The sequence below is a fragment of the Faecalimonas nexilis genome, from assembly GCF_059731825.1.
Genome location: NZ_AP029189.1, coordinates 650,912 through 674,497, shown reverse-complemented (window position 1 = coordinate 674,497; position 23,586 = coordinate 650,912). Strand labels below are relative to the sequence as shown.

General features: G+C 44.1%; 29 protein-coding genes and 7 tRNA genes. 4 read left to right on the top strand and 32 right to left on the bottom strand.

Annotated features, from left to right (window positions below):
- The first annotated feature begins 182 nt into the window (after nucleotides 1-182).
- The 4 genes from AC6I5B_RS03280 to panD are packed head-to-tail and all read left to right on the top strand — an operon-like array spanning nucleotide 183 to nucleotide 3,192.
- Nucleotides 183-1,139: a Rossmann-like and DUF2520 domain-containing protein gene (locus AC6I5B_RS03280; protein WP_227086737.1), complete on the top strand. Its 957-nt coding sequence runs from the start codon at nucleotides 183-185 to the stop codon at nucleotides 1,137-1,139.
- Nucleotides 1,114-1,941, top strand: coding sequence for a 3-methyl-2-oxobutanoate hydroxymethyltransferase (panB, locus tag AC6I5B_RS03275; RefSeq protein ID WP_004847068.1), 828 nt, complete (start codon nucleotides 1,114-1,116; stop codon nucleotides 1,939-1,941). Before AC6I5B_RS03280 ends, panB begins: the two co-directional genes overlap by 26 nt.
- A gap of 11 nt (nucleotides 1,942-1,952) precedes the next feature.
- Nucleotides 1,953-2,798 carry a pantoate--beta-alanine ligase gene (gene panC / locus AC6I5B_RS03270; protein WP_004847070.1) on the top strand — a complete coding sequence of 282 codons (846 nt, stop codon included), beginning with the start codon at nucleotides 1,953-1,955 and terminating at the stop codon, nucleotides 2,796-2,798.
- A gap of 13 nt (nucleotides 2,799-2,811) precedes the next feature.
- Nucleotides 2,812-3,192: an aspartate 1-decarboxylase gene (gene panD / locus AC6I5B_RS03265; RefSeq protein WP_004847071.1), complete on the top strand. Its 381-nt coding sequence runs from the start codon at nucleotides 2,812-2,814 to the stop codon at nucleotides 3,190-3,192.
- Nucleotides 3,193-3,607: 415 nt separating this feature from the next.
- On the opposite strand, the gene AC6I5B_RS03260 is transcribed toward panD, so the two are convergent.
- From AC6I5B_RS03260 to AC6I5B_RS03105, 32 genes are all read right to left on the bottom strand, one after another.
- A complete protein-coding gene (locus AC6I5B_RS03260) occupies nucleotides 3,608-3,928 on the bottom strand; it encodes a hypothetical protein (protein ID WP_497773610.1) in 321 nt (106 codons plus the stop codon).
- 45 nt (nucleotides 3,929-3,973) lie between these two features.
- Entirely contained in the window at nucleotides 3,974-4,273 is a 300-nt protein-coding gene (locus AC6I5B_RS03255; RefSeq protein ID WP_173704072.1) for a hypothetical protein, read from the bottom strand.
- 44 nt (nucleotides 4,274-4,317) lie between these two features.
- Nucleotides 4,318-4,812 carry a DEAD/DEAH box helicase family protein gene (locus tag AC6I5B_RS03250; RefSeq protein ID WP_156555913.1) on the bottom strand — a complete coding sequence of 165 codons (495 nt, stop codon included), beginning with the start codon at nucleotides 4,810-4,812 and terminating at the stop codon, nucleotides 4,318-4,320.
- Nucleotides 4,813-5,068: 256 nt separating this feature from the next.
- Nucleotides 5,069-5,148, bottom strand: a tRNA-Leu gene (locus tag AC6I5B_RS03245).
- Between the two features lie 65 nt (nucleotides 5,149-5,213).
- Nucleotides 5,214-5,286 (bottom strand) — tRNA-Lys (locus tag AC6I5B_RS03240).
- Nucleotides 5,287-5,296: 10 nt separating this feature from the next.
- Nucleotides 5,297-5,368 (bottom strand) — tRNA-Gln (locus AC6I5B_RS03235).
- A 9-nt stretch (nucleotides 5,369-5,377) separates the two neighbouring features.
- A tRNA-His gene (locus AC6I5B_RS03230) sits at nucleotides 5,378-5,451 on the bottom strand.
- 7 nt (nucleotides 5,452-5,458) lie between these two features.
- Nucleotides 5,459-5,532, bottom strand: a tRNA-Arg gene (locus AC6I5B_RS03225).
- 44 nt (nucleotides 5,533-5,576) lie between these two features.
- Nucleotides 5,577-5,647 (bottom strand) — tRNA-Gly (locus AC6I5B_RS03220).
- A gap of 4 nt (nucleotides 5,648-5,651) precedes the next feature.
- Nucleotides 5,652-5,726, bottom strand: a tRNA-Pro gene (locus tag AC6I5B_RS03215).
- Nucleotides 5,727-5,979: 253 nt separating this feature from the next.
- Entirely contained in the window at nucleotides 5,980-7,041 is a 1,062-nt protein-coding gene (locus tag AC6I5B_RS03210; RefSeq protein ID WP_118084375.1) for an IS30 family transposase, read from the bottom strand.
- Between the two features lie 89 nt (nucleotides 7,042-7,130).
- On the bottom strand, nucleotides 7,131-7,814 hold the full coding sequence (locus AC6I5B_RS03205; protein ID WP_497773609.1) for a hypothetical protein: 684 nt from the start codon (nucleotides 7,812-7,814) through the stop codon (nucleotides 7,131-7,133).
- A 21-nt stretch (nucleotides 7,815-7,835) separates the two neighbouring features.
- A complete protein-coding gene (locus AC6I5B_RS03200) occupies nucleotides 7,836-8,033 on the bottom strand; it encodes a helix-turn-helix domain-containing protein (RefSeq protein ID WP_003023288.1) in 198 nt (65 codons plus the stop codon).
- A gap of 464 nt (nucleotides 8,034-8,497) precedes the next feature.
- A complete protein-coding gene (locus tag AC6I5B_RS03195; RefSeq protein ID WP_497773608.1) occupies nucleotides 8,498-9,907 on the bottom strand; it encodes a phage tail tip lysozyme in 1,410 nt (469 codons plus the stop codon).
- Nucleotides 9,908-9,985: 78 nt separating this feature from the next.
- Nucleotides 9,986-10,474 (bottom strand): phage holin family protein, encoded by a 489-nt coding sequence (locus AC6I5B_RS03190; protein ID WP_038269743.1) that lies wholly within the window; start codon nucleotides 10,472-10,474, stop codon nucleotides 9,986-9,988.
- Nucleotides 10,471-10,650, bottom strand: coding sequence for a hypothetical protein (locus tag AC6I5B_RS03185; protein WP_117553022.1), 180 nt, complete (start codon nucleotides 10,648-10,650; stop codon nucleotides 10,471-10,473). The genes AC6I5B_RS03190 and AC6I5B_RS03185 overlap by 4 nt, the downstream gene beginning before the upstream one ends.
- A 24-nt stretch (nucleotides 10,651-10,674) precedes the next feature.
- Nucleotides 10,675-11,736: a reverse transcriptase/maturase family protein gene (locus AC6I5B_RS03180; protein WP_118293891.1), complete on the bottom strand. Its 1,062-nt coding sequence runs from the start codon at nucleotides 11,734-11,736 to the stop codon at nucleotides 10,675-10,677.
- A 282-nt stretch (nucleotides 11,737-12,018) separates the two neighbouring features.
- Nucleotides 12,019-13,161 carry a phage major tropism determinant gene (locus AC6I5B_RS03175; RefSeq protein WP_497773607.1) on the bottom strand — a complete coding sequence of 381 codons (1,143 nt, stop codon included), beginning with the start codon at nucleotides 13,159-13,161 and terminating at the stop codon, nucleotides 12,019-12,021.
- Complete coding sequence (locus AC6I5B_RS03170) at nucleotides 13,154-13,591, bottom strand: hypothetical protein (protein ID WP_055056154.1); 438 nt, start codon at nucleotides 13,589-13,591, stop codon at nucleotides 13,154-13,156. Before AC6I5B_RS03170 ends, AC6I5B_RS03175 begins: the two co-directional genes overlap by 8 nt.
- Before the next feature lie 14 nt (nucleotides 13,592-13,605).
- Entirely contained in the window at nucleotides 13,606-14,742 is a 1,137-nt protein-coding gene (locus tag AC6I5B_RS03165; RefSeq protein ID WP_002591281.1) for a hypothetical protein, read from the bottom strand.
- A 5-nt stretch (nucleotides 14,743-14,747) separates the two neighbouring features.
- Nucleotides 14,748-15,902: a siphovirus ReqiPepy6 Gp37-like family protein gene (locus AC6I5B_RS03160; protein WP_118684081.1), complete on the bottom strand. Its 1,155-nt coding sequence runs from the start codon at nucleotides 15,900-15,902 to the stop codon at nucleotides 14,748-14,750.
- 4 nt (nucleotides 15,903-15,906) lie between these two features.
- Entirely contained in the window at nucleotides 15,907-16,794 is an 888-nt protein-coding gene (locus AC6I5B_RS03155; protein WP_497773606.1) for a phage tail family protein, read from the bottom strand.
- 3 nt (nucleotides 16,795-16,797) lie between these two features.
- Nucleotides 16,798-19,926 (bottom strand): phage tail protein, encoded by a 3,129-nt coding sequence (locus AC6I5B_RS03150; RefSeq protein WP_497773605.1) that lies wholly within the window; start codon nucleotides 19,924-19,926, stop codon nucleotides 16,798-16,800.
- Between the two features lie 2 nt (nucleotides 19,927-19,928).
- Entirely contained in the window at nucleotides 19,929-20,096 is a 168-nt protein-coding gene (locus AC6I5B_RS03145; RefSeq protein WP_004843023.1) for a hypothetical protein, read from the bottom strand.
- 35 nt (nucleotides 20,097-20,131) lie between these two features.
- Nucleotides 20,132-20,536, bottom strand: a complete 405-nt coding sequence (locus AC6I5B_RS03140; RefSeq protein WP_009297822.1) for a hypothetical protein — start codon at nucleotides 20,534-20,536, stop codon at nucleotides 20,132-20,134.
- Between the two features lie 49 nt (nucleotides 20,537-20,585).
- Entirely contained in the window at nucleotides 20,586-21,149 is a 564-nt protein-coding gene (locus AC6I5B_RS03135; protein WP_002591275.1) for a major tail protein, read from the bottom strand.
- A gap of 7 nt (nucleotides 21,150-21,156) precedes the next feature.
- Nucleotides 21,157-21,483: a hypothetical protein gene (locus tag AC6I5B_RS03130; protein ID WP_002591274.1), complete on the bottom strand. Its 327-nt coding sequence runs from the start codon at nucleotides 21,481-21,483 to the stop codon at nucleotides 21,157-21,159.
- A complete protein-coding gene (locus AC6I5B_RS03125; protein WP_002591273.1) occupies nucleotides 21,480-21,911 on the bottom strand; it encodes a hypothetical protein in 432 nt (143 codons plus the stop codon). Before AC6I5B_RS03125 ends, AC6I5B_RS03130 begins: the two co-directional genes overlap by 4 nt.
- Nucleotides 21,912-21,913: 2 nt before the next feature.
- Complete coding sequence (locus AC6I5B_RS03120) at nucleotides 21,914-22,237, bottom strand: hypothetical protein (protein ID WP_118084367.1); 324 nt, start codon at nucleotides 22,235-22,237, stop codon at nucleotides 21,914-21,916.
- A gap of 14 nt (nucleotides 22,238-22,251) precedes the next feature.
- Nucleotides 22,252-22,479, bottom strand: coding sequence for a hydroxymethylglutaryl-CoA synthase (locus AC6I5B_RS03115; protein WP_117469162.1), 228 nt, complete (start codon nucleotides 22,477-22,479; stop codon nucleotides 22,252-22,254).
- A gap of 13 nt (nucleotides 22,480-22,492) precedes the next feature.
- Entirely contained in the window at nucleotides 22,493-23,206 is a 714-nt protein-coding gene (locus AC6I5B_RS03110) for a hypothetical protein (protein WP_118084366.1), read from the bottom strand.
- Between the two features lie 14 nt (nucleotides 23,207-23,220).
- Nucleotides 23,221-23,571, bottom strand: a complete 351-nt coding sequence (locus tag AC6I5B_RS03105; RefSeq protein WP_118684094.1) for a phage head-tail connector protein — start codon at nucleotides 23,569-23,571, stop codon at nucleotides 23,221-23,223.
- Nucleotides 23,572-23,586: the final 15 nt, after the last annotated feature.

Sequence of the window (23,586 nt, the reverse complement as noted above, 5' to 3'; positions counted from 1 at the left end):
ACAGAAAAGCTAAATAACACGATTTATATTAGCATCACTTTAATGATAAATTAGTTAGAGTGGTGCCTTATTTTTTTCTCTGTACAATCACTTAAATAGGTGCTATAGTAATGGGTAGATAGTATTCGAACAGAAACTATACCACATATTTTTTATTTTTAAACCATGAGGATTATATCAGTTTGAACGAGACCTCATCCATGCAGATTTTCATGATTGTCACTTCCCAGAAAGGAGTGATCGATATGAGAGCAGGATTTATCGGAGCGGGGAAAGTAGGATTTTCCCTTGGAAAATACCTGAAGGAAAACGGCGTAGAGATTACGGGTTACTTCAGCAAATCACCGGAATCAGCTAAATCAGCAGCAGATTTTACTAACACAAAACTATATAAGAGTATAGAGGATATCTTAAGTGACAGTGATACCCTGTTTATTACTGTGCCTGATGGACAGATAAGCAAAGTATGGGATTATATGAAGAATCTGGATATTAAAAATAAAAATATTTGTCATTGCAGCGGTTCGATTTCATCAACCGTTTTTTTTGATGGTGAAAACCTCGGTGCAAATATCTATTCGGTACATCCCCTATATGCAATAAGTGATAAGTGCGAATCATGGAAACACTTGAATAAGGCTTATTTTACTGTGGAGGGTTCGGCAGAGAATCTAGATGAGATTAAGAGTATCTTTGAGCGAGCAGGAAATAAGGTAATCGCAATGGGAGCGGAAAATAAATCTCTTTACCACTGCGGTGCAGTAGTTGTAAGCAATCTCGTAAACGGACTTTTTCAAGTGGGGGCTGAAATGCTTGTAAAATGCGGCTTTGATAAAAAAGATGCAAAGAAAGCCTTAGTGCCTTTGTTTACTGGAAATGCCGACACATTGGCAGAAAAAGGAGTTGCGGCTGCCCTCACAGGTCCTGTTGAGCGAAATGATTTGTCGACTATCACAAAACACATTGAAGCTATTAAGGCAGCATGGATAAACGAGTCTGAGGAAAAGGTGGGATATGAGATGATATATCTTTTGCTTTCAGAAAAGCTTCTCAGTATTGCACAGGAAAAACATTTAGACAGTGACTATTTGAAGATGACGGAGGTAATTAAAAATGAAAAACACAGTATCCACTTTTAAAGAACAGAAGGTTAAGGGCGATAAGATTACAATGCTGACAGCCTATGACTATTCGACAGCTAAATTGATGGATCAGTCAGGTATTAACGGTATTCTCGTTGGAGATTCTCTTGGCATGGTTATGCTCGGATACGAAAATACTTTGCCGGTAACAATGGAAGATATGATTCACCATACAAGAGCAGTTACAAGAGGTGCCAAAGATGCCTTAGTAGTTGGAGATATGCCGTTTATGTCATATCAAGTTTCAGTTGAAGAGGCCATGTATAACGCAGGAAGACTTATGAAAGAAGGAAGATGTCAAGCAGTAAAGCTAGAAGGTGGAGCCTCTGTTTGTCCACAGATTAAAGCTATTACAGCTGCTTCAATTCCTGTTATGGCACATATTGGACTTACACCTCAGTCAGTGAACGTTTTTGGAGGCTTTAAAGTTCAGGGAAAAAGTGAAGAGGGAGCAAAGAAACTCATTGAAGAGGCAAAAGCTGTTGAAGAAGCAGGAGCATTTGCGATTGTTTTGGAATGCGTACCTGCAAAATTAGCGGAAATTATTTCTGAAAGCATTAATATTCCTACAATAGGAATAGGTGCAGGATCTGGCTGCGATGGACAGATTCTCGTTTATCAGGACATGCTTGGAATGGTCTCTGACTTTACACCTAAATTCGTAAAACAATTCGCAAAGGTAGGAGATGTAATGAAAGAAGCCTTTGCTGCATATATAGAAGAAACTAAACAGGGAAGCTTTCCAGCACCTGAACACACATTTAAAATTTCAGAAGATGTAATTAACAAGTTATATTAGGAGATAGAACGATGAAAATAGTAAAAACCGTAGATGAAGTGAGAGTTATAGTCAAAGAATGGAAGAAAGAAGGTCTTACAGTAGGTCTTGTTCCTACTATGGGATTTTTGCACGAAGGACATAAGAGTTTAATTACAAGGGCTGTTTCAGAAAACGATAGAGTTGTTGTCAGTGATTTTGTAAATCCGACTCAATTTGGAGTAGGGGAAGATTTGGAAAGCTATCCGAGGGATTTGGAAAGGGATACTATGCTATGTGAGGAGGCAGGTGCTAATTTAATATTTAATCCTGAGCCGGAAAATATGTATTTTGACGATTTTTCAACATATGTAAACATAGAAAGTCTTTCAGAGGAACTTTGTGGAAAATCACGACCAATACATTTCAGGGGTGTAGGCACAGTAGTATCTAAACTTTTTAATATTGTAAATCCCGACAGAGCTTACTTTGGTCAAAAGGATGCACAGCAGCTTGCGATTATAAAAAGAATGGTTAGAGATTTGAACTTTGATATCGAAATTGTGGGCTGCCCTATAGTTAGAGAAGAGGATGGTCTTGCAAAGAGTTCAAGAAATACATATCTAAGCAAAGATGAGAGAAAGGCGGCACTAATTTTAAGCAAAGCAGTTAAGCTCGGAGAAGATATGGCAAAAGCAGGAGAAAAAGATACAGATAAAATTGTATCAGAAATGATTAAGCTTATTGAAACTGAGCCTATGGCGAAAATAGATTATGTTCAGGCTGTAGACGCTGTTTCAGTTAAACCGGTCAAGGAGATGACAGCACCAGTACTAGTTGCCATGGCAGTTTATATCGGCAAAACCAGATTGATTGACAACTTTATTTACGAAGGTTAAACGGGGGTTAAATATGACATTTGAAATGTTAAAGGGGAAGATACACAGAGCTACAGTAGTTCAAGCAGAACTTGATTATGTAGGAAGCATCACTGTAGACGAAGACTTACTTGACAGTGCTGGAATTTTGGAGTATGAAAAGGTAAGTATCGTAGATATAAATAATGGGAACAGATTTGAGACATACACAATTGCAGGAGAAAGAGGCAGCGGAATGATATGTCTCAATGGAGCTGCTGCAAGATGTGTTCAGACAGGTGATAAGATAATCATAATGTGCTATGCACAGATGACTCCAGAAGAGGTAAAGAAAAATCCACCTAAAGTAGTATTTGTAGATGAGGATAACAAAATATCAAGAGTCGCAAGATACGAAAAACATGGTAAGCTATAAGACATGTAATTTGCAAATAAAAAAGGGAATTTCGGTAATTAAAAAATGTAAAAGGTGAAGAATATGTCATCTGCCCTCGTTGTGAGCAAGAAGTTTATAAAGAAGTAATAATTTATCCATTTTGTAACTTTGGCATAATGGCATGGCTTGAAGGAGAAAATGATGAAAATAGCAAACCAGTGAAAGATAAATCTAAGTAAAATCTCAGCTTAACAATTTAATATCTATATTTACAAAGCAGTTGGTCTTATGATTGACTGCTTTTAAAAAAGACACCGTTTAGGTGTGAGGTCTTTTTAGTGTTATTTATAGTCATATCAAGGCTCGTTTAATTATGGTAAATTCGTGGTAAAATGAGTGCTTTTCTATACTTCAAAATATTTGAAAGTATAGTGTTTATACGGATAATCAAAAATTAGATATAAAATTTATTACAATTATTGTAATACAAAAAGTTACTCATATAATTATATGGATTTTCACATACTCCCCAGATTCTTGCTAGGTCTTTTTCATATTGCTCATATATTTTTAATATCTCTTTTGCAGCAACAAAGCGTTTTCTAAAATGCTCTCTGTCCCTTCTACACACATACAAATTAATAGTTTTTCCATCCGTCCTCTTACGTCCAAGCATTTGGATAAATTCTTCCTTTGTATCTGCAAAAATCACCATATTCCTCAATGCAGTATCATGAAAAGAAACACCGTTGTCCATTACTGCAGTTGCAATCACAATCCGTTTATCAATGTATTTACTCTCCGATACTTGTGTTACACTTCAAAATGCCTCTTCATCCTTATCGTAATCAGCATCAATAAAAACTACATCCTCTGCACAAACAGAACATTCTCCTTTTAAAAGTTCAGAACGAAACTTTTTTCCTCTCTCTATACTGTCTGTAAAAATCAGCCACTTTTCATCTGTATCTTGATATTTTTCTTGAATAATTTGTTCTATTTCTTCCCCACTATCAAATGCAAATAAGTTAATATAATCATATGCAATCTCCATGCTATACAAATAAGGAGCCCTTCGATGTTGTTTTATCACATCCATCCATTCTGCTTGATATTTCATTCCTTTACCACAGGGAAATTCAAATTTTGTTCTTAAAAATGGTTCTATATTTTCCATTGTTGCAGAAATAAAAATTTGAATCTTGGTAAAAAAATATCTCTTAAGCAATCAAAAGAGAGTTGTGTGTTTGTATTAAAATTAGAATCTGAATAAAAATAATGGCATTCATCATAAACTACATACGAATACGTTTTCAATTCTTCAATATTATATCTCAATGCATAATTATTTTTTTCATTCAAATTTTTCTCTATACTTTGATAAGTTCTAACCGTAACATAATTTTCAATTATAAGACGATAACCAAATTCTTCATAAATCTCATTTGATATATCGCTATATAATTCCTCTTCAAGCTGTTTTTTAAGAACACTGCGATTTACAAGATATAAGATTTTCCGATTCTGACTTATCGCCCACTTTAGTAATACATGTAAAATAAAATAACTTTTTCCGCTTCCTGTAGAGGCTTGGATTAAAATCTCATCCCCCTCTATCCAATTTCTGTATTCATCCCCTATTTTCTCTGTAACGTACATCCGTTATTTCTCCTTCCATATTTTGGGAAATTGGATTTTTTAATTATATCACTTTTCCATTTTCCAAAATTCTTCTCATCTTTTTTGTGTTGGATCCCTCTTTATATCTCCCACTTATATAACTTTTTTCTCCCCGTTGATGTAGTCGTTGATGTAGTTTCCCATTTTCTTCCGCTTTTTTCTCTTTTCCAACTACTTTCTTTACACACGAAAAAAGCCGCAACCCTTGATTTCTCAAGAATCACGACTTCTATACTGCGGATGACAGGAATCGAACCTGCACGGTCTCCCACTAGATCCTAAGTCTAGCGCGTCTGCCAGTTCCGCCACATCCGCATATCTGATTTATCGGAATATCTCCCGAAGAATAAATATGAACAAGCTTACGCTTGTCCATTTAGTGAAGCATCGGGGATTCGAACCCCGGACAACTTGATTAAAAGTCAAGTGCTCTACCGACTGAGCTAATGCTCCATAATAATTACTGGGCTAGTTGGATTCGAACCAACGAATGCAGGAGTCAAAGTCCTGTGCCTTACCGCTTGGCGATAGCCCACTATAGAAGGGTGGATAGTGGGACTCGAACCCACGATATCCAGAACCACAATCTGGCGCGCTAACCAACTGCACCATACCCACCACAAAGCGTGCTTGAAGGGATTCGAACCCCTGACCCACGGCTTAGAAGGCCGTTGCTCTATCCAACTGAGCTACAAACACACATTTGATTTCCTGTTCCCAAATCCTCTAAAAGGCTTTAGGAAAGCGGGTGATGGGAATCGAACCCACGTATCTAGCTTGGAAGGCTAGTGTTCTACCATTGAACTACACCCGCAAAGTCGGGGTGACAGGATTCGAACCTGCGACCTCCTGGTCCCAAACCAGGCGCTCTAGCCAAGCTGAGCCACACCCCGTTATTTTGTTTTCTTGTTGTCATCTCCGTGACACAATAGCTATTATATATGCACATCACGGAAATGTCAACAACTTTTTTTAATTTTTTTATTTTTTAAAAATGTCAACATTAAATTCGACATTTTTTCATGTTTTTATTGTTTTGCCGTTTTGCACAATACGTAGCCTGTTTTATTGTATATTTTCACTTTTAGGCAGCGCAATAGTAAGGCTGCCACTGCTGCCAGCCTCTCACGCTCCCTATTTCCGTTCTTATGCAAGCTGCTTTACCTCTTCCTCGAATAGTTCCCCTGCTGAATGATAGCCATGTATTTTGCGTGGGTATCCGTTTATCCAGTTCTCTATACTCTCTACCTCTTCCTCTGTCCTGTCGTCAAAATTTGTGCCTTTCGGTATCTTCCGGCGTATCATCTTATTTGTTACCTCATTTGTGCCACGCTCCCAACTGCTGTACGGGTGGCAGTAATATACCTTTGTCCGCTTTTCTCCCTCATTGATAATAGAACGCTGTAAGCCCTCTGCATCTGCAAACTCGCTGCCGTTGTCTACTGTGATTGTCTTAAATACCCGCTTAAACATATCAGCGCCCCATTTTCTTTCTAATCTATCCAGTGCCGCTACTACTGCTTCGTCTGTATGGTCTGGCAGTTTAAATATAATCTCGTTTCTGGTTTTCCGCTCTGTCAGTACCAGCAACGTATTTTTTGACTTTCCCCGCTTACCTAAAACGCTGTCCATTTCCCAGTTGCCGAACTCTTCCCGTGTATCTATCTCTTTCGGGCGTTTGTCTATACTTTCTCCTGCTGCCGCCCTTTTCTGCTGCTTCTGTACTTTCTTATAATTTCTCTTCTTATTCTTCTTTACTGGCAAATTCTTATTAGACAGTTTAAGGAAAATACCCTTGTCAATGTAGCTGTATAAAGTCGTTACGCATACTGTTACGGAAAAGTCCCCCTCTTTCCCCTGTGCTTTCAATTCTCCCAGTACCGCAGCTGGGCTGTAATCTTCATTTACTATTTTATCTTCTATATAATTTGCGTATGCAATATCGTTGCCTATTTTAAGCTGTGTACCCCTTGCCTTTAAGTTTTCCTCTGCTTTCATTTGTGCCTTGTTTGGGCTATAACTTAATGTTTCTGTATAGTCGCTATTTCTGTGCATATATTCCCCTCGCTTAAGCTCATTGTATATAGTGCTACGGTGTACGCCCAGCTGTTCTGCTATCTCTATCACGCTATGCCCTGCTTTTTTCAATGCCTCAATACTTATACGGTCTGTCCATGTCAGCTGTCGGCTGCCTTTCTTATTTGCCATTTCTGCTACCTCTCTTTCGTTCCTGTTCTTTCCCCATATACGACGAAAAGCCGCAAACTCTTTTACAAGTCTGCGGCTTATGCCTTTACCTATTTACAACACTTTTTACAAGCGGTGTATTTCTTCTTTGCTTGGCTTAGCGGTATGCTCTTTGGGTTTTTCATTCCCGAACAGTTAGGCTTACTATGGTATTTTTTGTTGCTACGGTCTACATATACTGTAGTTTCTCTCGTATGCTGGCTTACGCTGGGCGTTGCGTCCTCGATTACGTCAAGCTCTATATTGCACCCGAACGTCTGTACCCCCCCCCCAGAAATTTCCAGTATTTCTGCGGTGTAGCGGGCTTTCGGGTACTTTCTCGCTAAGTCCCCCGCCAGCTCTGCCGATAGATTGCCTATTACCTTATCGCCCCACTTTACGTATGCGGCAGGCTCTCCGTTGTATGTGTACTTTTCTACTGTAATATCTTCACTGCCGGACATTCTGCTTAAAATATCCTGCCTGTTTTCTCCGTCCTCATTATTGAACGTCACGCCTACTACTTTCGTTCTGATTGTATCTAAAACCCTGCTACCAGTTGCGGCGGCAGGTGCTGACGTTCTGTTTTCGTTCTCTTTTCCTGCGCTTTTCTTTTTCAGTCCAAAATAGGCGCATACTGCCGCAACCACAATGCAGCCCACCCCACCTGTTATATTTCCAGACGGCAGCGCCGTTAAACCGCTTACTGCAAATAATGCAGCCGCTGCCACTAAAATTACCTTTTTCTTTGTCATAGTAAGCCCTCGCTTTCGTATCTACTTCAATTCTAAAATTTCATCAGCAGAGGCGTTAAGCTCTCTGCATATTTTCGCAAACATTTCTATTGTCGGTGCGTGCGCCCCATTCTCCCACCTGCTTATATCTTTCTGGTGGACTTGCAGGCGTTCCGCAAGTTCTGACTGTGAAACGCCCGCCGCTTTTCGTGCTTTCCTTATGTTCTCGCCTAAGTTCATGCCTTACCTCTCTTTTCCTTTGCTCTCAAAACGAAAGCAATAAGCAGCTTTACCAGTCCTACTACTACTAAAAATACTCCTAATTTCAAAAGCATACTCTTTACTCGGCTGTGGGTTTGTGTTATATTTTTTATAGGCGGCGGGCTTATCGCCCGCCTGTCGGTTAGGGCTTTCGCCCTAACCTATGTACTTACCGATTATGATAAGTATTATGCCTATGATTAAGTCTATCAATGCGTTGATTGTCAGGTCTCGCCATTCGATAGGCTTTTTCTTTTGTTTCTTTTTCTTACCCATTGTGCCGTTTCTCCTTTCCAGTGGCTTTGCCTCTTATTTGTTCTTATCTCCTTTCCATGATTTTATTATATACCAACTTTGGTATATTGTCAACGCTTTTATGCAGAAAATCCTATAAAATTGCAAAAAAATAGAGGGCAGACAGCGAACCGCCCACCCTCGAAAACTTAAGCTAATCTTGTGGCATAATCTAAGCTAATCCAGCCTGCGCCACTCTTCAAGCGTCCCCAGCCAACGCTTGCACCCTGTCCGGCTTTCACTTCCACAATGGTAAATACTCCCTTTCCTGTGGTTTCTCCCGTCTTTGCATAGTTCGTGCCTGCTCCTGTTCTGATATTAAGGTCTAAAATATCTACCTGTACGCTAAACGGAACTCCTGCGCTTGCCTGCTGCCCTGCTGCGGTATATACCGCCTTGCCGTTATCATCATATACAGTATAGCCCGCCTTGCAAGCGCTCTTTGCATTTTCCAGCGACGTAAACGCCCCCAGCTGGCTTGCTGCGTCCGTCCAGCTCTTGCGCACTCTGTAATACTTTGTACCGTTTCCTGCTGCATACTTTTTATAGTATCCCTCGCCGTACTCTGCACGCTTTTTCTTTACTGTTTCGCTCTGGTCTGCTGGCTTTTCATATCCAGTAAGAACGGCATCAGATGCAGCACGCACGCTGCCCGCCTTTTTCAGTGCGTCCATTACTGCTGTGTATCCCTGCAATTCTTCCCATAAAAAGCCCAGCTGCATATTAAGGTCTGCAATGGATACGCCCGCCTGTTTTGCATGATTAAGCAACGCCTGCTTTCTGCTCCAATACGTCCACTGCGCCAGCCCATAGCCTGCACTGTCGTTTACAAAATTGCCATAGCTGCCATTATCCACCGCTGCTGTATATTCTGCGTCCGTCTTACCCAGCTTATTGTTATAGGTGTTCTGTAAGTTGTTCGGCATAAGCCCGCTTTCAGCATACAGATTACCCATAATACCAGCCACGGCATAAGCATTTAAGCCCTTTCCTGTAAGAAAATTCCAGATTGTTTTTTCATTGCCGCCCTGCGGTGTTTCTGCCTGTCCGCTGATTTTACGCTTAAACTCGTCCCATGTGTGGGCGCTGGTGTTATATACATACGGGTTAGGGCAAATCTTGCCCGTTACGTCGTAATGTCTGATTACATGAGATGCAGGCACGCCGTATTTATTCATAAGGTAACGGGTAAGCTCTGCCGCTGCCTCTACTGTTGCGTCCTCAAAATACCAGTCTTTATCTGTTGCGCCCATGCTCTTTGTGTTTTTCTTCCTTACGCACATTTCAATACCGATACTATTAGCGTTTCGGCACTCTGCGTGCTTATAGCTCGACGCTCCGCAATGCCACGCTATATTAGCGTCCTCTACGCACTGCCATACCTCGCCGTTAAATCCTACAAAGTAATGTGCCGACGCATTTCTATTGCCGCCGCCATAATATCGGCAGTTGTCCTCTGCGCCGCCCAGTGCGCCTACATAATGGATAACAATATACTTAATTCTGGAAACGCTGCCCTTATTGAAATTGTACTTACTTATCTTTCTGTTAATGTTCATATTTCCTGCCTTTCCGCATACAAAATAAGCGCCTGCGGTGTCCCGCAAGCGCTCTTTGCTGCTATGTCCTTATTATTCTTATCTTTCCTGTGTCCTGTGTTCCTCTACGTTGCCTGTGGTGCTGTCCCCGTCCAGTTCGTCTGTGTCCGGCAGTTCGTCCGTATACTTCGCCAGAAACTCCCGCACCTTTTCCCATACCTTTTTTACGGGCAGCCCGCATAATGCCATATTTTTAAAAATGCTCACTACCTCATAGGCAATGTAAAGCAATGCGAAAAATTCAGCCACGCCCACGGTATCAAGCCCTAAATATGTACGTGCCTGCTCCGGTATAAATCCGATTAAGTTAATCTTAATCAGTACGTCGATTGCCAGCATGAATACCAGAGAAATAAGCATACCTACTTTTCTGATAGCCCCGTCAATGCCTGCGCAGCTGTTAAATTTCTTCTCTTTGATTGCACGCAGCACGCCAAAAACCGTGTCGCACACAATCGCCAATACTACCAGCTGGATAATTTTGTTATGTGCCGCCGCCTCAATAAATTCTGTAATAGTCATGTTCATAAATCCTGCCTTTCTCTTAATTGCAAATCTTTTGCCCGCTCTTTCAGCTCTGCGCCGTCGTAGCCTGCTGTCTGCTCCCAGCTTTCCAGAGTGGCTATTAAATCAGCAATAAGCCTGCTTTGCTTTTCTATGGTTTCCTGTTGTTCTTGTACTACCCTTAATAAATTGCTACTCATGTACTCGCTCCTGCATTTTGCCGCTTAAGCAGCCTTTTCTATGGCTGCCTCTGCCAGCGTTTCTATTTTCTTTCGTAGGTTATAGCTGTCGGCATGTCCTGCGTGTCCCGTCCAGCTCTGTATACTCTTTTGTAACTGCTCTTTTGTGATTTTCCCGCTCTCGCACTTCTTGATAGTACGCTTTATGCGCTTTATGCTGTCCTTTCGTACTTTCCTGTGCGTTGCCCTGTGTTTGTAGCCTACAAAGTCTATACCGTTCTTTGCTGCCAGTATGGTAGTTTTCGGGTTAAACTCTAACTTAAGCTCTTCCCGTAAGAATTGCTCTATCCGTGCAAGCCAGCTGCGCAGCTGTTCCTTGTCTGGGCTTAATATTACAAAGTCGTCCATATATCGTATGTACGCCTCTACGCCCAGCTCATGCTTAATAAACTGGTCTAATGCGTCCAGATAGATATTTGCAAATAACTGACTGGTAAGGTTTCCTACTGGTATCCCTACGCCGTCCGGCATATTGCCGTTGTGGTCTATTATCCTGTCCAGCAATGCCAGTACCCCAGCGTCTTTTATAACCTTACGTATTTCAGTTTTTAATACCGCATGGTCTATGCTCTGGAAATAGTGGTGTATATCTGCCTTGATAGCATAAAGCGGCTGGTCTGGGTGGTATTTGTTCCACTCATACAGCCACTCTTTTAGCGTATCAGACGCAGCGTGCATACCTTTACCTTTCCGGCAGGCGTAAGACTGCGATATAAACCTCTTATCAAATATAGGCTCTAACACGTTGTTTATGGCGTGCTGTACCACCCTGTCATAGAACGGCAGCGCCATTATCTGCCGCTCTTTCGGTTCGTACACCTTAAAGTAATGGTATTCGCTCGGCTCATAGGCAAGGTTTAGAATATCTTCCCGCACCTTGTCTAAGTTTTCCTCTTTGTCTTTCGTAAAAATCAGTACGTCTTTTCTGTGGCGTTTACACTTTCTGGCTTTGTTATAGGCTTTCTGTACGTTTCCATAGTCGCCCATAGCCTCTAAAAGCGTAATGCGCCGCCCGTCCTTATCGGTAATGTATCCTACTCTCTTCAAGTATTAAGCTCCTGCCTTTCGCCGTAGCTACTAACCAGCAGCCGTATTTTTTCTCTTTGCCTCACGGCGGGACAGCCGCTCTGACTATAGGATATTAAACACTCGGTCTTATCCCTTTCTAAGTCCTTGCCAGTATTCCGTAGAACTCTGTGCCTGTAATGTTCTCACTAAGTCACACGCCCCACGAGCGCCAATGTTCGTATTGACATTCCACGGGTAATTGTTGCAATTCACGGCACGAGCGCCGCAATTCGCCCCATTGTTCCAGTTGCCGCCCGCCGTCTACAGAGAGTCACACGCCCCACGAGCGCCAACGTTCGTATTGACAGACCACGGGTAAATGCCGCAATTCACGGCACGAGCGCCGCAACTCGCCCCACTGCCCCAGTTGCCGCCCGCTAACAGCGCCGCCAGAGAATATGCGTAATACTGGTAAATGTTACCAACGTCGTAAGACTTCTCGCCTGTGTTCAATGGGCTTTTCTTGTCCCAGCCCCACGCTACGCTTGCGTGGTAGTCTGCATTTGTGGCGTGTTCCGCTCTTGTAATAAGCTCGTCCAGCCACTCCCAGACACGCCCCACGGCATCTACAACGCCCACGGAAGAAACGGCATTTACCACACTGCCTGTTACGCCCCTACCTGTGTTGCTGGTGGCGCTCCATGCGTTTGTATTTGCGTTATCCAGTCCGGCAGGGCTGCCAAAAGCATAAGCGCAAAATTCTGCATAGTTCGGCAGGCGTTTACCGCTCTTTGCCAGACGTTCTACAAAGTTATACCAGTTCATGCTTTCTGTACCCGTCATAGGTGCGCAGCCGTACTCTGATTTCAAGCCCTTTGCTCCGTCGTCAGAATTAAGGTAAATATCTACCCATGTGCCACCGCCTAAATATACCATACCCTCTGGGCTGCATTTCGGGCGGTGTCCCAGTGTCCATACAGAACGTGGTACAATGCCGTTGCTTACTGCACTTTCCCAGCCTGTTCCAAAAATAACACTGCTGCCATTAAGCGGCTGTAAATTGCTGTCCACCTTGCGGCAGCGTCCATAATGAAAGCCGCCGATTTTACGGCTGTTTGTAGCGTTCCAGCCTGTCGGGTATGTAGAGTTAAGGGAAATTACGTATTTCTCGTCTGCGCTGTCAATTCTGCTGTCGCAGATATATACGTAATAGTCTTTACCTACCGCAAAAGCGCTGCCTGCGTCCAGATTAGCAGCCGTAAGAATGGTATTTGCTGTCTTGAAAATTCCAGCACCACCCACGGCAATTACGCAGCCCTCTACTACGGTCAGTTCATTTGCTCCGCTGGCGTAAATGTACTCATTGCTCGGTGCTACAATATCGCTGATTGTAGCCATTTTATTTACGTTCAAAAGCGCCCTTGCGTCGGTCTTTGTAACGTCGTCCACTAATAATCTACTCATACTGCTTTAATACTCCTTTCAGTGCTGCAATGTCGTCTGTTGTCATTCCTGCCACGGTGTCTGTGCGTTCCAGCGCAATTACCTTGCAGCCCGCTTTTACCGCTTTGGAAAGTGTAAGGGCTGTTCTGTCGTTTCCTGCCTCTCCTGCTGCCGCTGCCTCGTCGGTCTGGATATGTGTTACTCCCTGCACCGTGCCGGATACGTCGCCCGCTACAAATTTCATACCTACCGCTGCCTCGTCGCAGTAATATACCGTAACCGCCTTTTTCTCTTCCTCTACAGCTGCTACGCCACACTCAATATAACGCTGGTTCTCTGCGCTCTCGATTTTCGCCAGCAAATCTGCTGCCGCCAGTTCTCCGCTTGCTACCATAGCAAGGCAGTTGTAATAATCCTCTTTTGTCTTTAATACTTTAGGAAATCCTTTCATGGTCTGCCGCCTTTCTAAAATGTATTTGCAAGATAGGAATTACCCACGTAGGTAGCCCCTAACACTGCCGTTTCTACTGTTCTTTCGTAATGCTGGCTCATGTATGCTGCACCCATGTAACACAATCCCAGTACAGCATCATGCTTATAGTCAATGCCCCAGCCGCTTTCTACTCTCTTAAGTCGCTCGTCCAGCGCTGCTATTGCCTCTTTTGTTTCTTTCGTGCCTGCCTCTGCCTGCTTTTTCACTTCCTGCATGGCTGCTGCCAGCTCTTCAATTTGCAGTTGCAGGCTGCCTGCTATGTCCTCGCCCAGCTTGTCCTTGATACTCTCAAACCATGTGTTAAATTCGTTTTCAGCGTCCGACTGGAATAACTTAATTTTTGCCATAAATTCTGTATAGGCGCTTAAAAGTTCCTTGTCCCAGTTGTCAAGCGTGCTTTCAAAACTGCTGTATCTTTCGTTAAACTGGCTCTCATACTGTGCAAATAAGCCCTCTGTCTTGCTTACGTAGCTGTCATATACGCCCGCAATCTCTGTAAGGTACTTTTCCATACTCTGCTTATATGCGCTGAACTCGTCCAGCACGGCTGCGCTGTAGGTGTTGAAAAAGTCCGTAAACTGCTTTGTAAGCACGCTTGCGTCTATCTCTTCCACCGTTCCTGTTACAATGCCGCAGACTGCGCTATTAAACCGCTGGTCTGTGATGTTCTGCGTCTGTATCCTTGTTACGCCCTTGCCTACGTAAATATCTGCAAGCGCAAGCTCCCATATTTCCGTAGTGCGTGTTACTGCCGTTGCTGTCGGCTTTGCAGACGGTGTGCCTTTCAGCACCGCAATATACATATCTCTTTGCGGCAAATCCCAGCGAACTACTACCCTGTCCACCCTGTTAAGCGCTCCCTCTGCCGTATCCAGTGTTACGCTAAGCGTTGCAGGATTTCTAAAGGCGTAGCCGTTTATAAAGGCATAGCCTGCATTTACTCTTATTTCCATGCCGCTGTAAGCTACCACCTGTAGCCCGTCGCTTGGCTTTGGAAAAATGCCGTTTGCAATGAAAGTAGCAAAGTACCACGCCCAATCCTCGGCTTTATATACCCTGTCGTACTCTCCGTCTACTGCCACGGCATTAAACGGTAAGCTGTTTGCCATTTCTGCTACCTCACTTTCCTAATCTGGTCTACCAGTGTCGGCAGGCTGTCGCCAAAAGTCGCCTCTATGGTTTCCTCGCCTTTCTGGTATGTTTCTGCTACTTCTGTAATGCGTGCATCTATCTGTATGCCCCACTTGGTTTCTTTGCAAGTAATACGGTCGCCTAAATCAAAATCAGCCTTAAATTTTAAGTTTGAATTTGTATTTATGGTACTTACAAAATTTATGTTCTTGCCGTAGTTTTCCAGTTCTGCGCTGCCTCTCGTTTTCAGCATTGCAATATAGGTATTCAGCGGTATTGTTACCTCTGTTTCCCCCTGCTGGTACTTTCTGGCAATGTCCGTAGCGTCGCAGAATACCTCTACTAAATCCAGCCCCGTTGCGCCCTCGCCGTCCACTGTGGTTACTGGCTGGCTGCCGTCGTCGTCAGCTGCTCCCTGCACATAAATAAAGTTGCCGCAGTTCTCTATACTGGCTGTATATTCCTGCTCGTTGACATTATCAAAATCTCTTGAAAATATGCAGGGTGTGTTACCCTCGGTATTTGTGGCTGTAAGGTCATTGCCCTTATACAGATAAAAGCCAAACAGTCTCTCTCTTTCGTTAAGCAGAATGTCATAGCCCAGCTTTCCAGCCTGCGCCCTTGCCTTTACTTCCTGCCCCAGTTGCGCGTATACCTCGTTTGCATATTCAACCGCCACGCCGTCTATGGTTTCCTGCGCCAGAAATGTAAGCAACGGAAAACGCCGCTTTGTTCCTGCTGCGCTGCCGCAGTTGTTCTTTACCATAAGGTTTATAAGATACTGGTTTGTACCTGTCGCCACAATCTGCGGATAAATGCAGCGCTTATTAAGCCACCAGCTAAGCATATAGCCTTGTGCCTCTAACTGCTCTAAGCCGTTCTCGTCTTTGGTAATGTGTACGTAGGTTATCTGCGCTGCCCTGCGCCATACGCCGCCGTCAGCGGTCTTTACTTCCTTTTTTCCGTCGTGCTTGGTTATTAAGTTACCCTCTACCAGCAAACGGCTGTTATTGTCCGTAATCGGCGCAAGCAGGCTAAAAGTTCCTACGTCAAAATACTTTGTATGCCATAGCAGGCTTGCCAGCTCGTCTATAGCTCCCAGCGGCTGTACTGTCTTGTCGAATACTCTAAGCTCCATACCGTCACACTCCTAAAAATTCCTTGCTGTAGAATATGGATACTTCCAGAGAATTTACGCCGCTGGCTGCATCATACCTAAACATATTGTCGCCTATGGCAAGCTGCATAAATGTACTGTCTACATCAATGTAGCGGAAATAGTCGGTTTCTACGCCGTCCCTTATCAGCTTAGCGCCCTTGCTGCCGTACTTCGTGTTAATCTCTATCACGTCGCCCGTTTTCATAGTGGCGTTAATCTGTATAAATTCCTCGGTATCCACATTAAGCAGTATCGGGTTTGAAACTGTCCCCAGTGCTGTAAACCTTATCCTCATTCCTGTTGATACGTCGCCCTCGTTGTAGCAGTCCACTATTACGCTTTCCGCTCGGTATCCGTATATCATGCTCTTTGTGCCGTCCTTTTCGATAACGCAAGGGAAATGCCACGCAGCCACCCAGCTTGCTATATCCTCTTTTGTTTCTTCCTCTTCCCGCCAGAACGGGTTAAGGCACTCTATTTGTAAATCAAACTCATAAAGTACCTCTTTCTTTAGTATCTTAGGCTCTCCATACGCCCTGCAATCAATCACACGCTTAAAGCCGCCGTACTCATACACCAGCGTAGCGCTAAGCTCTGGGTTAAATATCTTAAGCATACGGCGGCGCAGTTCCAATGCCTGCGCCTTGTCCCGTGTGTTGATATGTCCCACTACGTCTATGTCCCTCGCCTCGATACGCTGCCCTACGTAGGTGTCGCCGTGCTGTCCCATACTATTTGTGCTGTAAATGACGCTCGTAACGCCGGAAATGCCCTCTACGTCTTTACTTATATTGCAATGGTATACGCTGTCTACTCCCAGCTCTAACCGCTCGCCCCTTGAATTTATGTAAGTCAGTTTTTCATTTTCCATGTGTTACACCGTCCTTGCTATCATTCTGAACTGTCGGGCTGCCTCTTTCTGCTGTTTTGCATAGTCCGTGGTATTCGCATAAATATACTGATTGACAACTACGCCGCCTGCTGCACTGCCGCCTCTCGGCTTTGGCTTTTTGTCGTCGTTATCATACTTAAATTCATTGCCTACATTTACCTTTGCGTCTACGTCAAACTCCTGCGGTACGCTGTCCTCAATCATTTTCTTAACGCCGCCGATTTCATTAGAAAAGCCAACACCGATACCCTGCGCCAGATATACGCCGATTTCGTCACGCATCAGCTTAGACGGGCTGGCAATTCCAAATAAATCCTTAAGGAAGTCGGTAACATTGCCTACCCAGCCGCTTATTTTGTCCTTTATCCACTGCGTAGCTCCGTTTATGCCGTTCCAGATGCCCTCTACCATGTTTTTACCGAACCCGGCAAACGTACTGCCAATATTCTTAAATACGTCTGTTATTCCAGTAATTACATTTTTCATTCCCTCTACGGCTTTGTTCTTTACTTCTGTACCCCATGTAGCCACTTTGGTAATTGCACCAGAAATGCTGTTATAAATCTTTTGCGGTATTTCCTTAACAATCGTAACAATGCCCGTTACCATGGCATTCATTACCTCTTTGGCTTTCGTAAGCATATTGTTACCCCACGTAGCCACTTTGGTAACTGCCCCTACTATGCTGTTCCAGATTTTCTGCGGCAGTTCCTTAACAATCGTAATAACGCCTGTTACCATGGCATTCATTACCTCTTTGGCTTTCGTAAGCATATTGTTACCCCACGTAGCCACTCTGGTTACTGCCCCTACTATGCTGTTCCAGATTTTCTGCGGCAGTTCCTTAACAATCGTAATAACGCCTGTTACCATGGCATTCATTACCTCTTTGGCTTTCGCAAGCATATTGTTACCCCACGTAGCCACTCTGGTTACTGCGCTTACTATACTGTTCCAGATTTTAGCAGGCGTTTCTTTCACAATCGTTACAATGTTCGTAAGCATTGTGTTCATTACTTCTTTGGCTTTGGTCTGCATATTTGCGCCCCACGTAGCCACTCTGGTTACTGCGCTTACTATACTGTTCCAGATTTTCTGCGGCAGCTCCTTAACAATATCTATAACTTTCGTTACAAAATTTGTTATAACTGTGCCGCCTTTTTCCTGCATATTTGCGCCCCACTCTGCTATTTTCTCAATGCCCGCAGCGATTGCCTGCGGTATCAGAGTAGGTAGCTCTTTTATTTTATTTATGATTGTCGTTACCAGCTTGCCTGCCGCCGTCAAAATCTTAGGCAGCCCCGTAATCAGTCCTGTTACAATGGCTGCTATAATCTGCGGTATGGCTGCGATTAAAAGCGGTATTGCATCTATGATGCCGTCAATCAATGCAACTATAATATCGCCCGCACTTTCGATAATAAGCGGTATGCCCTCAACCAGTGCATTTATGATAGCCGTTATGATTTCCGGCAGTGCCTCAATCAGTACGGGCAGCGCTGCTACCAGCCCCTGTGCCAGCCCCGTAAGCAGCTGTAATGCTGCTGTAATCAGCAACGGTATATTTTCTATCAGCATGGTTACAATGTTCGTAACCACCGTTACGATTGTTGGCAGCAATGTAGGTAACGCTTGTGCGATACCTTGCGCCAATTCCGTAATAATCTGTACGCCTGCCTCTAAAAGCTGCGGTAATATAGTAAGCAGCGTATCTATGATTGTCGGTATAATCTGCCCGATTATGCTTATCATTTCCGGCAGCATTCCAACCAGCGTATTAAGCAAGTCCTGTACGCCGCTCATTAAAGGCGGTAATAACTCCTGTATAACCTGTGGTATATACGTTGCAAGCTGCTCTACGATTTCTCCCAGTCCGCTTACCAGCCTCGGCACTGTTTCTATTACCCTCGGTGCTATATTCCCTACCACTGTTACAATACTGTCTACCAGATTGCTTGTAAGCTGTGAGAAATTCGCCTCGCTGTCTGCCATTCCAGCTACCCAGTTGTCCCACGCTGAACTCATAGAACTAACCGAACCCTCTATTGTTGTACTTGCCTCTTTTGCCGTTGTCCCTGTTATGCCCATTTCCGTCTGTACGACGTGAATAGCGTCTACAACGTCTGAATATGATGAAATATCATACTTAATGCCGGATAGCTTGCTTGCATCATCAAGCAGTCGCTGCATTTCCTCTTTTGTACCGCCATATCCCAGTTTTAAGTTATCCAGCATGGTATAATTCTGCTTTGCAAAACCGTTATAGGCGTTCTGTATAAGCGATATATCAGTACCCATTTTATTTGCATTGTCTGACATATCCGTAATTGCCACGTTTGCCTTTTCTGCTGCCGCTGCCGTGTCATTATTCATACTGGCAAGCAGCGACGCTGAAAAGCTGGTAACTGTTTCCATGTACTCATTTGCAGACATTCCGGCTGTTTTATATGCGTCGTTTGCATAACCAACAACCGTATCAGACGACGTTTTGAAAAGAGTTTCTACACCGCCTACAAGCTGTTCCTGTGCTGCGTATCCCTCTATCGCTTTTGTGGTAAGCGCTCCTATGGCTGTTGCCGCTCCCGCAACTGCTGCCGCCGTCGCCGCTGCTGCTGCTTTAAGCGCTGTACCCATTCCGCTTAGCACGCTTGTAAATCCAGAAAATTTTCCCTTTGCGTCGTCTGCCTGTTCCCCGCTGTCTTTTATTTCCTTTCCCATTTCGTCAGCGGCTTTTTCTACTTTTTCCATTTCGTCAGTCGTTTTGCCTAATTCCTGCTCTGTCTTTACAAGCGCTGCTTTCTGGTAATTTAACTGGGTTTCAAGTTTTTTACTTTCTTCGCTATTGTCTCCTGTTGCCTTGCGACATTTTTCTAAAGCCGTCTCGGTTTCTTTTACCTTTTTTGCCTGCTCGTCGTATGTTTTCTGTAGTACCGCCTGCTTTGCTTTCAGCGCATCTACGCTGCTTGCATTGTCCTTATATTCAGCCGTTACAAGTTTCATTTCAGAATTAAGCACTTTAAGGGTGCTGTTAATTTCCTTGCAGGCTGCTTTATACTCTGCCTCTCCGTCAAAACTTAACCTTGTTTTGACGTTCTGCGTCTTATCTGCCATAATTAAAAGCCCCCTAACGCTATGTCTATATCGTCCATGTTTTCTGTAGCTGCTGGTGTTCCCGCCTGTTCCTGTCGGAAAATGTGCGGGTTATATTCCTTGTGATATTTAAACAGTGTCGTTATCTGGTATGGTGTTTTTCTCCATGCCTCACGTTCCCTGTATCTCAAAAGCACTACTGCAATATACAAAAGCCGTGCAGTATCTAATTTTCCTGCACGGCTGCCCTGTTTCCCTCTTCTGTTGTTTCTTCTCCGTCGTTTTCGTTCTCTGTGTCGCTGTTGTCTCCCGCAGTTCCTCTGTAGAACGATTTAAAAATAGCGTTCTGTACTTCCTGCAAATTTCCTGCGTGTATCAGTCTGCCTACCCTCTTCTCTTCAAGCAGCTGGGCGTTTTCGTCCTCTGCTAAAAGTGCCTCGTTAATAAGCAGCGTAAGTAACCACCTTGTATCTTTAAAAAGGTTTGGGTTATCTTTATTGAATACCTCACTTAATTTGTCGTAGCCCCCAAACTTTTCCTGTACTTCGTCTAATGCGTTCAGTGAAAAAAGTAAACCATATTCTTTGCCGTTCAGCTCTACGGGAAAAGCCCCGCTCTTTAATGCTCCCATGATATAAAATTAAGGCGCAGCCCATGCTACGCCTCTCTCCTTTCCTGTTTTATACACTTTCCATTGCTGCTGCCTTTTCCGGCACTGCTGTAAACCACGTTTTAGCCGCTGCGCTTTCCTCTGTTCCCACAAAGTCTGCTTTCCACAAGTTATCTTTCTTTCTTGTTGTAAAAGATGCCTCAATGTCCGGCGTGTTAAACTTGATACTCTCGCCCTTTGTTTCGTACTTTTCAGACGGTACTTTAAATTTTGCTTTAAGCAGCCATACGTAACGGTATTTACCACCCGTTTTCTTAGCTCTGAACCCTACAGCAACATACGGCGGCTCGTCCTCTTTTCCCGCCCATACTACGCTGTTCTTATCTACTGCCTGCCCCAGCAGCTCTGCCAGCACTTCCGGCGTAAGGTCTTTAATTCCCAGCTTAAGCGTTCCGCTTGCAAACTCCGTGACGCTCTCGCTTAATGTGTCGTCTGCATACAAGCTGCCGTCTGCTGTCTTTACGGATAAATCGGCGCTCATTGCCTCTGCCATTTTCTTAGGTGTCCCGTAGCTCTCTGCTCCGTCTGCCTCTGTGCATACGGCATAATATAAATCTTTCAGTCCCAGTGTCATTGTTTAATCACTCCTCTTTCAAAATCTCGACTGTGATAGGCACTAACCAGTACCCCGTTTCTGTTTCGTAGCTTTCTGCGTCTATGCTGTTGATATAAACGCCTGCTGCTTTCAATACCTCTTTTGTCTTATCAAGCTGCGCCTCAAAATCGCCCTTATGGAAAAGCGTAACTCTATACATTTCCCTGCGCTCTTTCTCTTCGTCGTCTGCATTTACCGCAGGCGTACCCAGCAGCCGCAGAAACGTATAATATGCGTCTGGCTTATCCCGTCCAGTGTAAACGCCTCTCTGGGCTGGCAACCCTGCGCTTTCTAAAATCTCCTGTATACTCATTCGCCTGTTTCACTCTCCCATATACTGCGCTGTGCCTCTACTACCTTTTCGTGCGCCTTTTCGTTTGCCACTGTCATATAAGGGCGTGCAGCGTGGCTACTTGTGCCGTACTCTGCCACAAAGCCGATTGTTGCATAGCGCACCTTGCTTTTATCTCCTTTTCTGTCGTTTCCATGCTTTGCCCGTCCCTGTGGGTATATCTCTACGTATTTCTCCGTATCGTCGCCCTTTACGTCCGTGGCTTTTATGGAATTGATAAAACCGCCCGTTTCATTCAGTCCCATTGCCTGTGCCTCTGCTCTCTGTGCCTCTATCAGCACATCAGCACCAGCTTTAAGCATTTTGGGTACTGCCTCAACTGTAGCCGCCTCTCTCCGGCTGAAAGCGTCTATAATATCTTCCAGCCCGACTGTGTTAAACTCTCCCATGCTTACACCTCGTTTCTGTGGCGTAAATCTGTAAGCGTAAGCTCTATGGTGTCTGTTCCTGTATCGTAGGTCTTAAGTACAAAATAGCGCCGCCCGTTTACTTCTACTACGTCCTCGCCGCCATAATCTGCCTTATGTACCTCGTACTTTGCCTCTACCAGCTTTCCTGTCTGCTGGCTCTTGAAATACTCGCTATACCCCACTGATTTTTTATTACAAAATACAGTACGGGTGCTTTCTTTCGGCTTTGTCGCAAATCCGTTTTTGTTTACCCTGTCTTTTTCGCTTGCCTCGCTTATCAGCGTTATTTCGTCTATCCAGTCCATACCTTACCTCTCTTTTAGGTGTCCGTTTCGGACACATAGCCCAAATAAACGCTACCGCAATAGCAGTTACCCAGATATGCAGCATCTGTTTTATGCTCTAAGGCATCTATGCGCCCGTCCAATGTTTCCATGTTTTCGTAAACTTCTGAAAACGTATTATTTACAGCCTGCATATTGCTGCTTTCTCTGGCTTTCATTTCCTGTACCAATGCCTTTAAGCTGGTAAAGCTAAACCACCTCATGCCAGCACCTCACTTATGCAAACAAGGCTTTTATTTCCTGCTGCGTAATTTCTGTAAGGTCTGCTGCTGTCAGTGCCGTTATTCCTTTTGTAGCTGTAAATTTGCCTGTTTTGTTATCATACGCAAGCCCTGTAATCACATTGCCTGCGCCCGTAACTGTTACGCTTAAATCGTCCAGCTGGATAAGTCCCGCTACTGCCTCGTTGATTGCTTTTGTTACGTCTGCGGTCTTTGCGTATGTTGTCAGTGCATTTGCAATGGCTGCCGTTACTTCCGTAGTCTTTGCATAACTACTTAAGTCTACTTTCCAGTCTCCCACCTTTTCCAGTTTACCGTTAATTACCATGTATTCGCTGTAAAGGTTTCCTGCCTCTCCACTGGCATTTTTTACCATGTAAATTTTCTTTTCTGCGTCGTCCGCTACTGTATCAATGTCTCCCGTGCTGTCTACCATTACACGGCTTAAGTGGTCTGTCCCTGCAATCGCTGTGGAAATAGCGGCGGCTACCTCTGTTGCGGTCATTCCGTCTTTAATTCCATAGCCTGCAAGCGTTGTAGCTGCGTCTGCTTTCCCGTTTATAAGGCTTTTCAAATCCTCTGTAAGATTTTCTACAGCTACCTTATCAAGCCCCCCCAGCGCCCCTATGTCGCCTTTTTCTGCATAGCGTTCTTTAATTTCCGCTACCAGAAATTTAAGGGTATCGTATGTAACTCTCTTAATTGCCATTGCTCTTATTTCTCCTATCCAAACAAATCCTTAATATCCTGCTCTCCTACTTCGTCGTCCGCAGTATCTGGCGTAACGCCGCCTGTGTATTCACTGGATAGGCTTAAGTGCATTTTAAGACACTCGTAAGATTTCCAGAATTGCTCTGATTTATCAGAGTATCCAAATTCTGCCTTGCAGTATAGCGTAATGGCTCTAATAATCAGTGCGTCTGTTTCTTCCAGTTTCTTTACGCCTACGTCCTGCAAATCCATTTTGCAGGCGGCTATGCAGTCGTTTATTTCTTCCGTGATTTTTTCGCTTGTGCTGCTGATACGCAGCGCCGCCCGCATCTTTTCGGTTAATGTTGTGGCAGTTGCTGCCATAGCCTGCACCCTCTT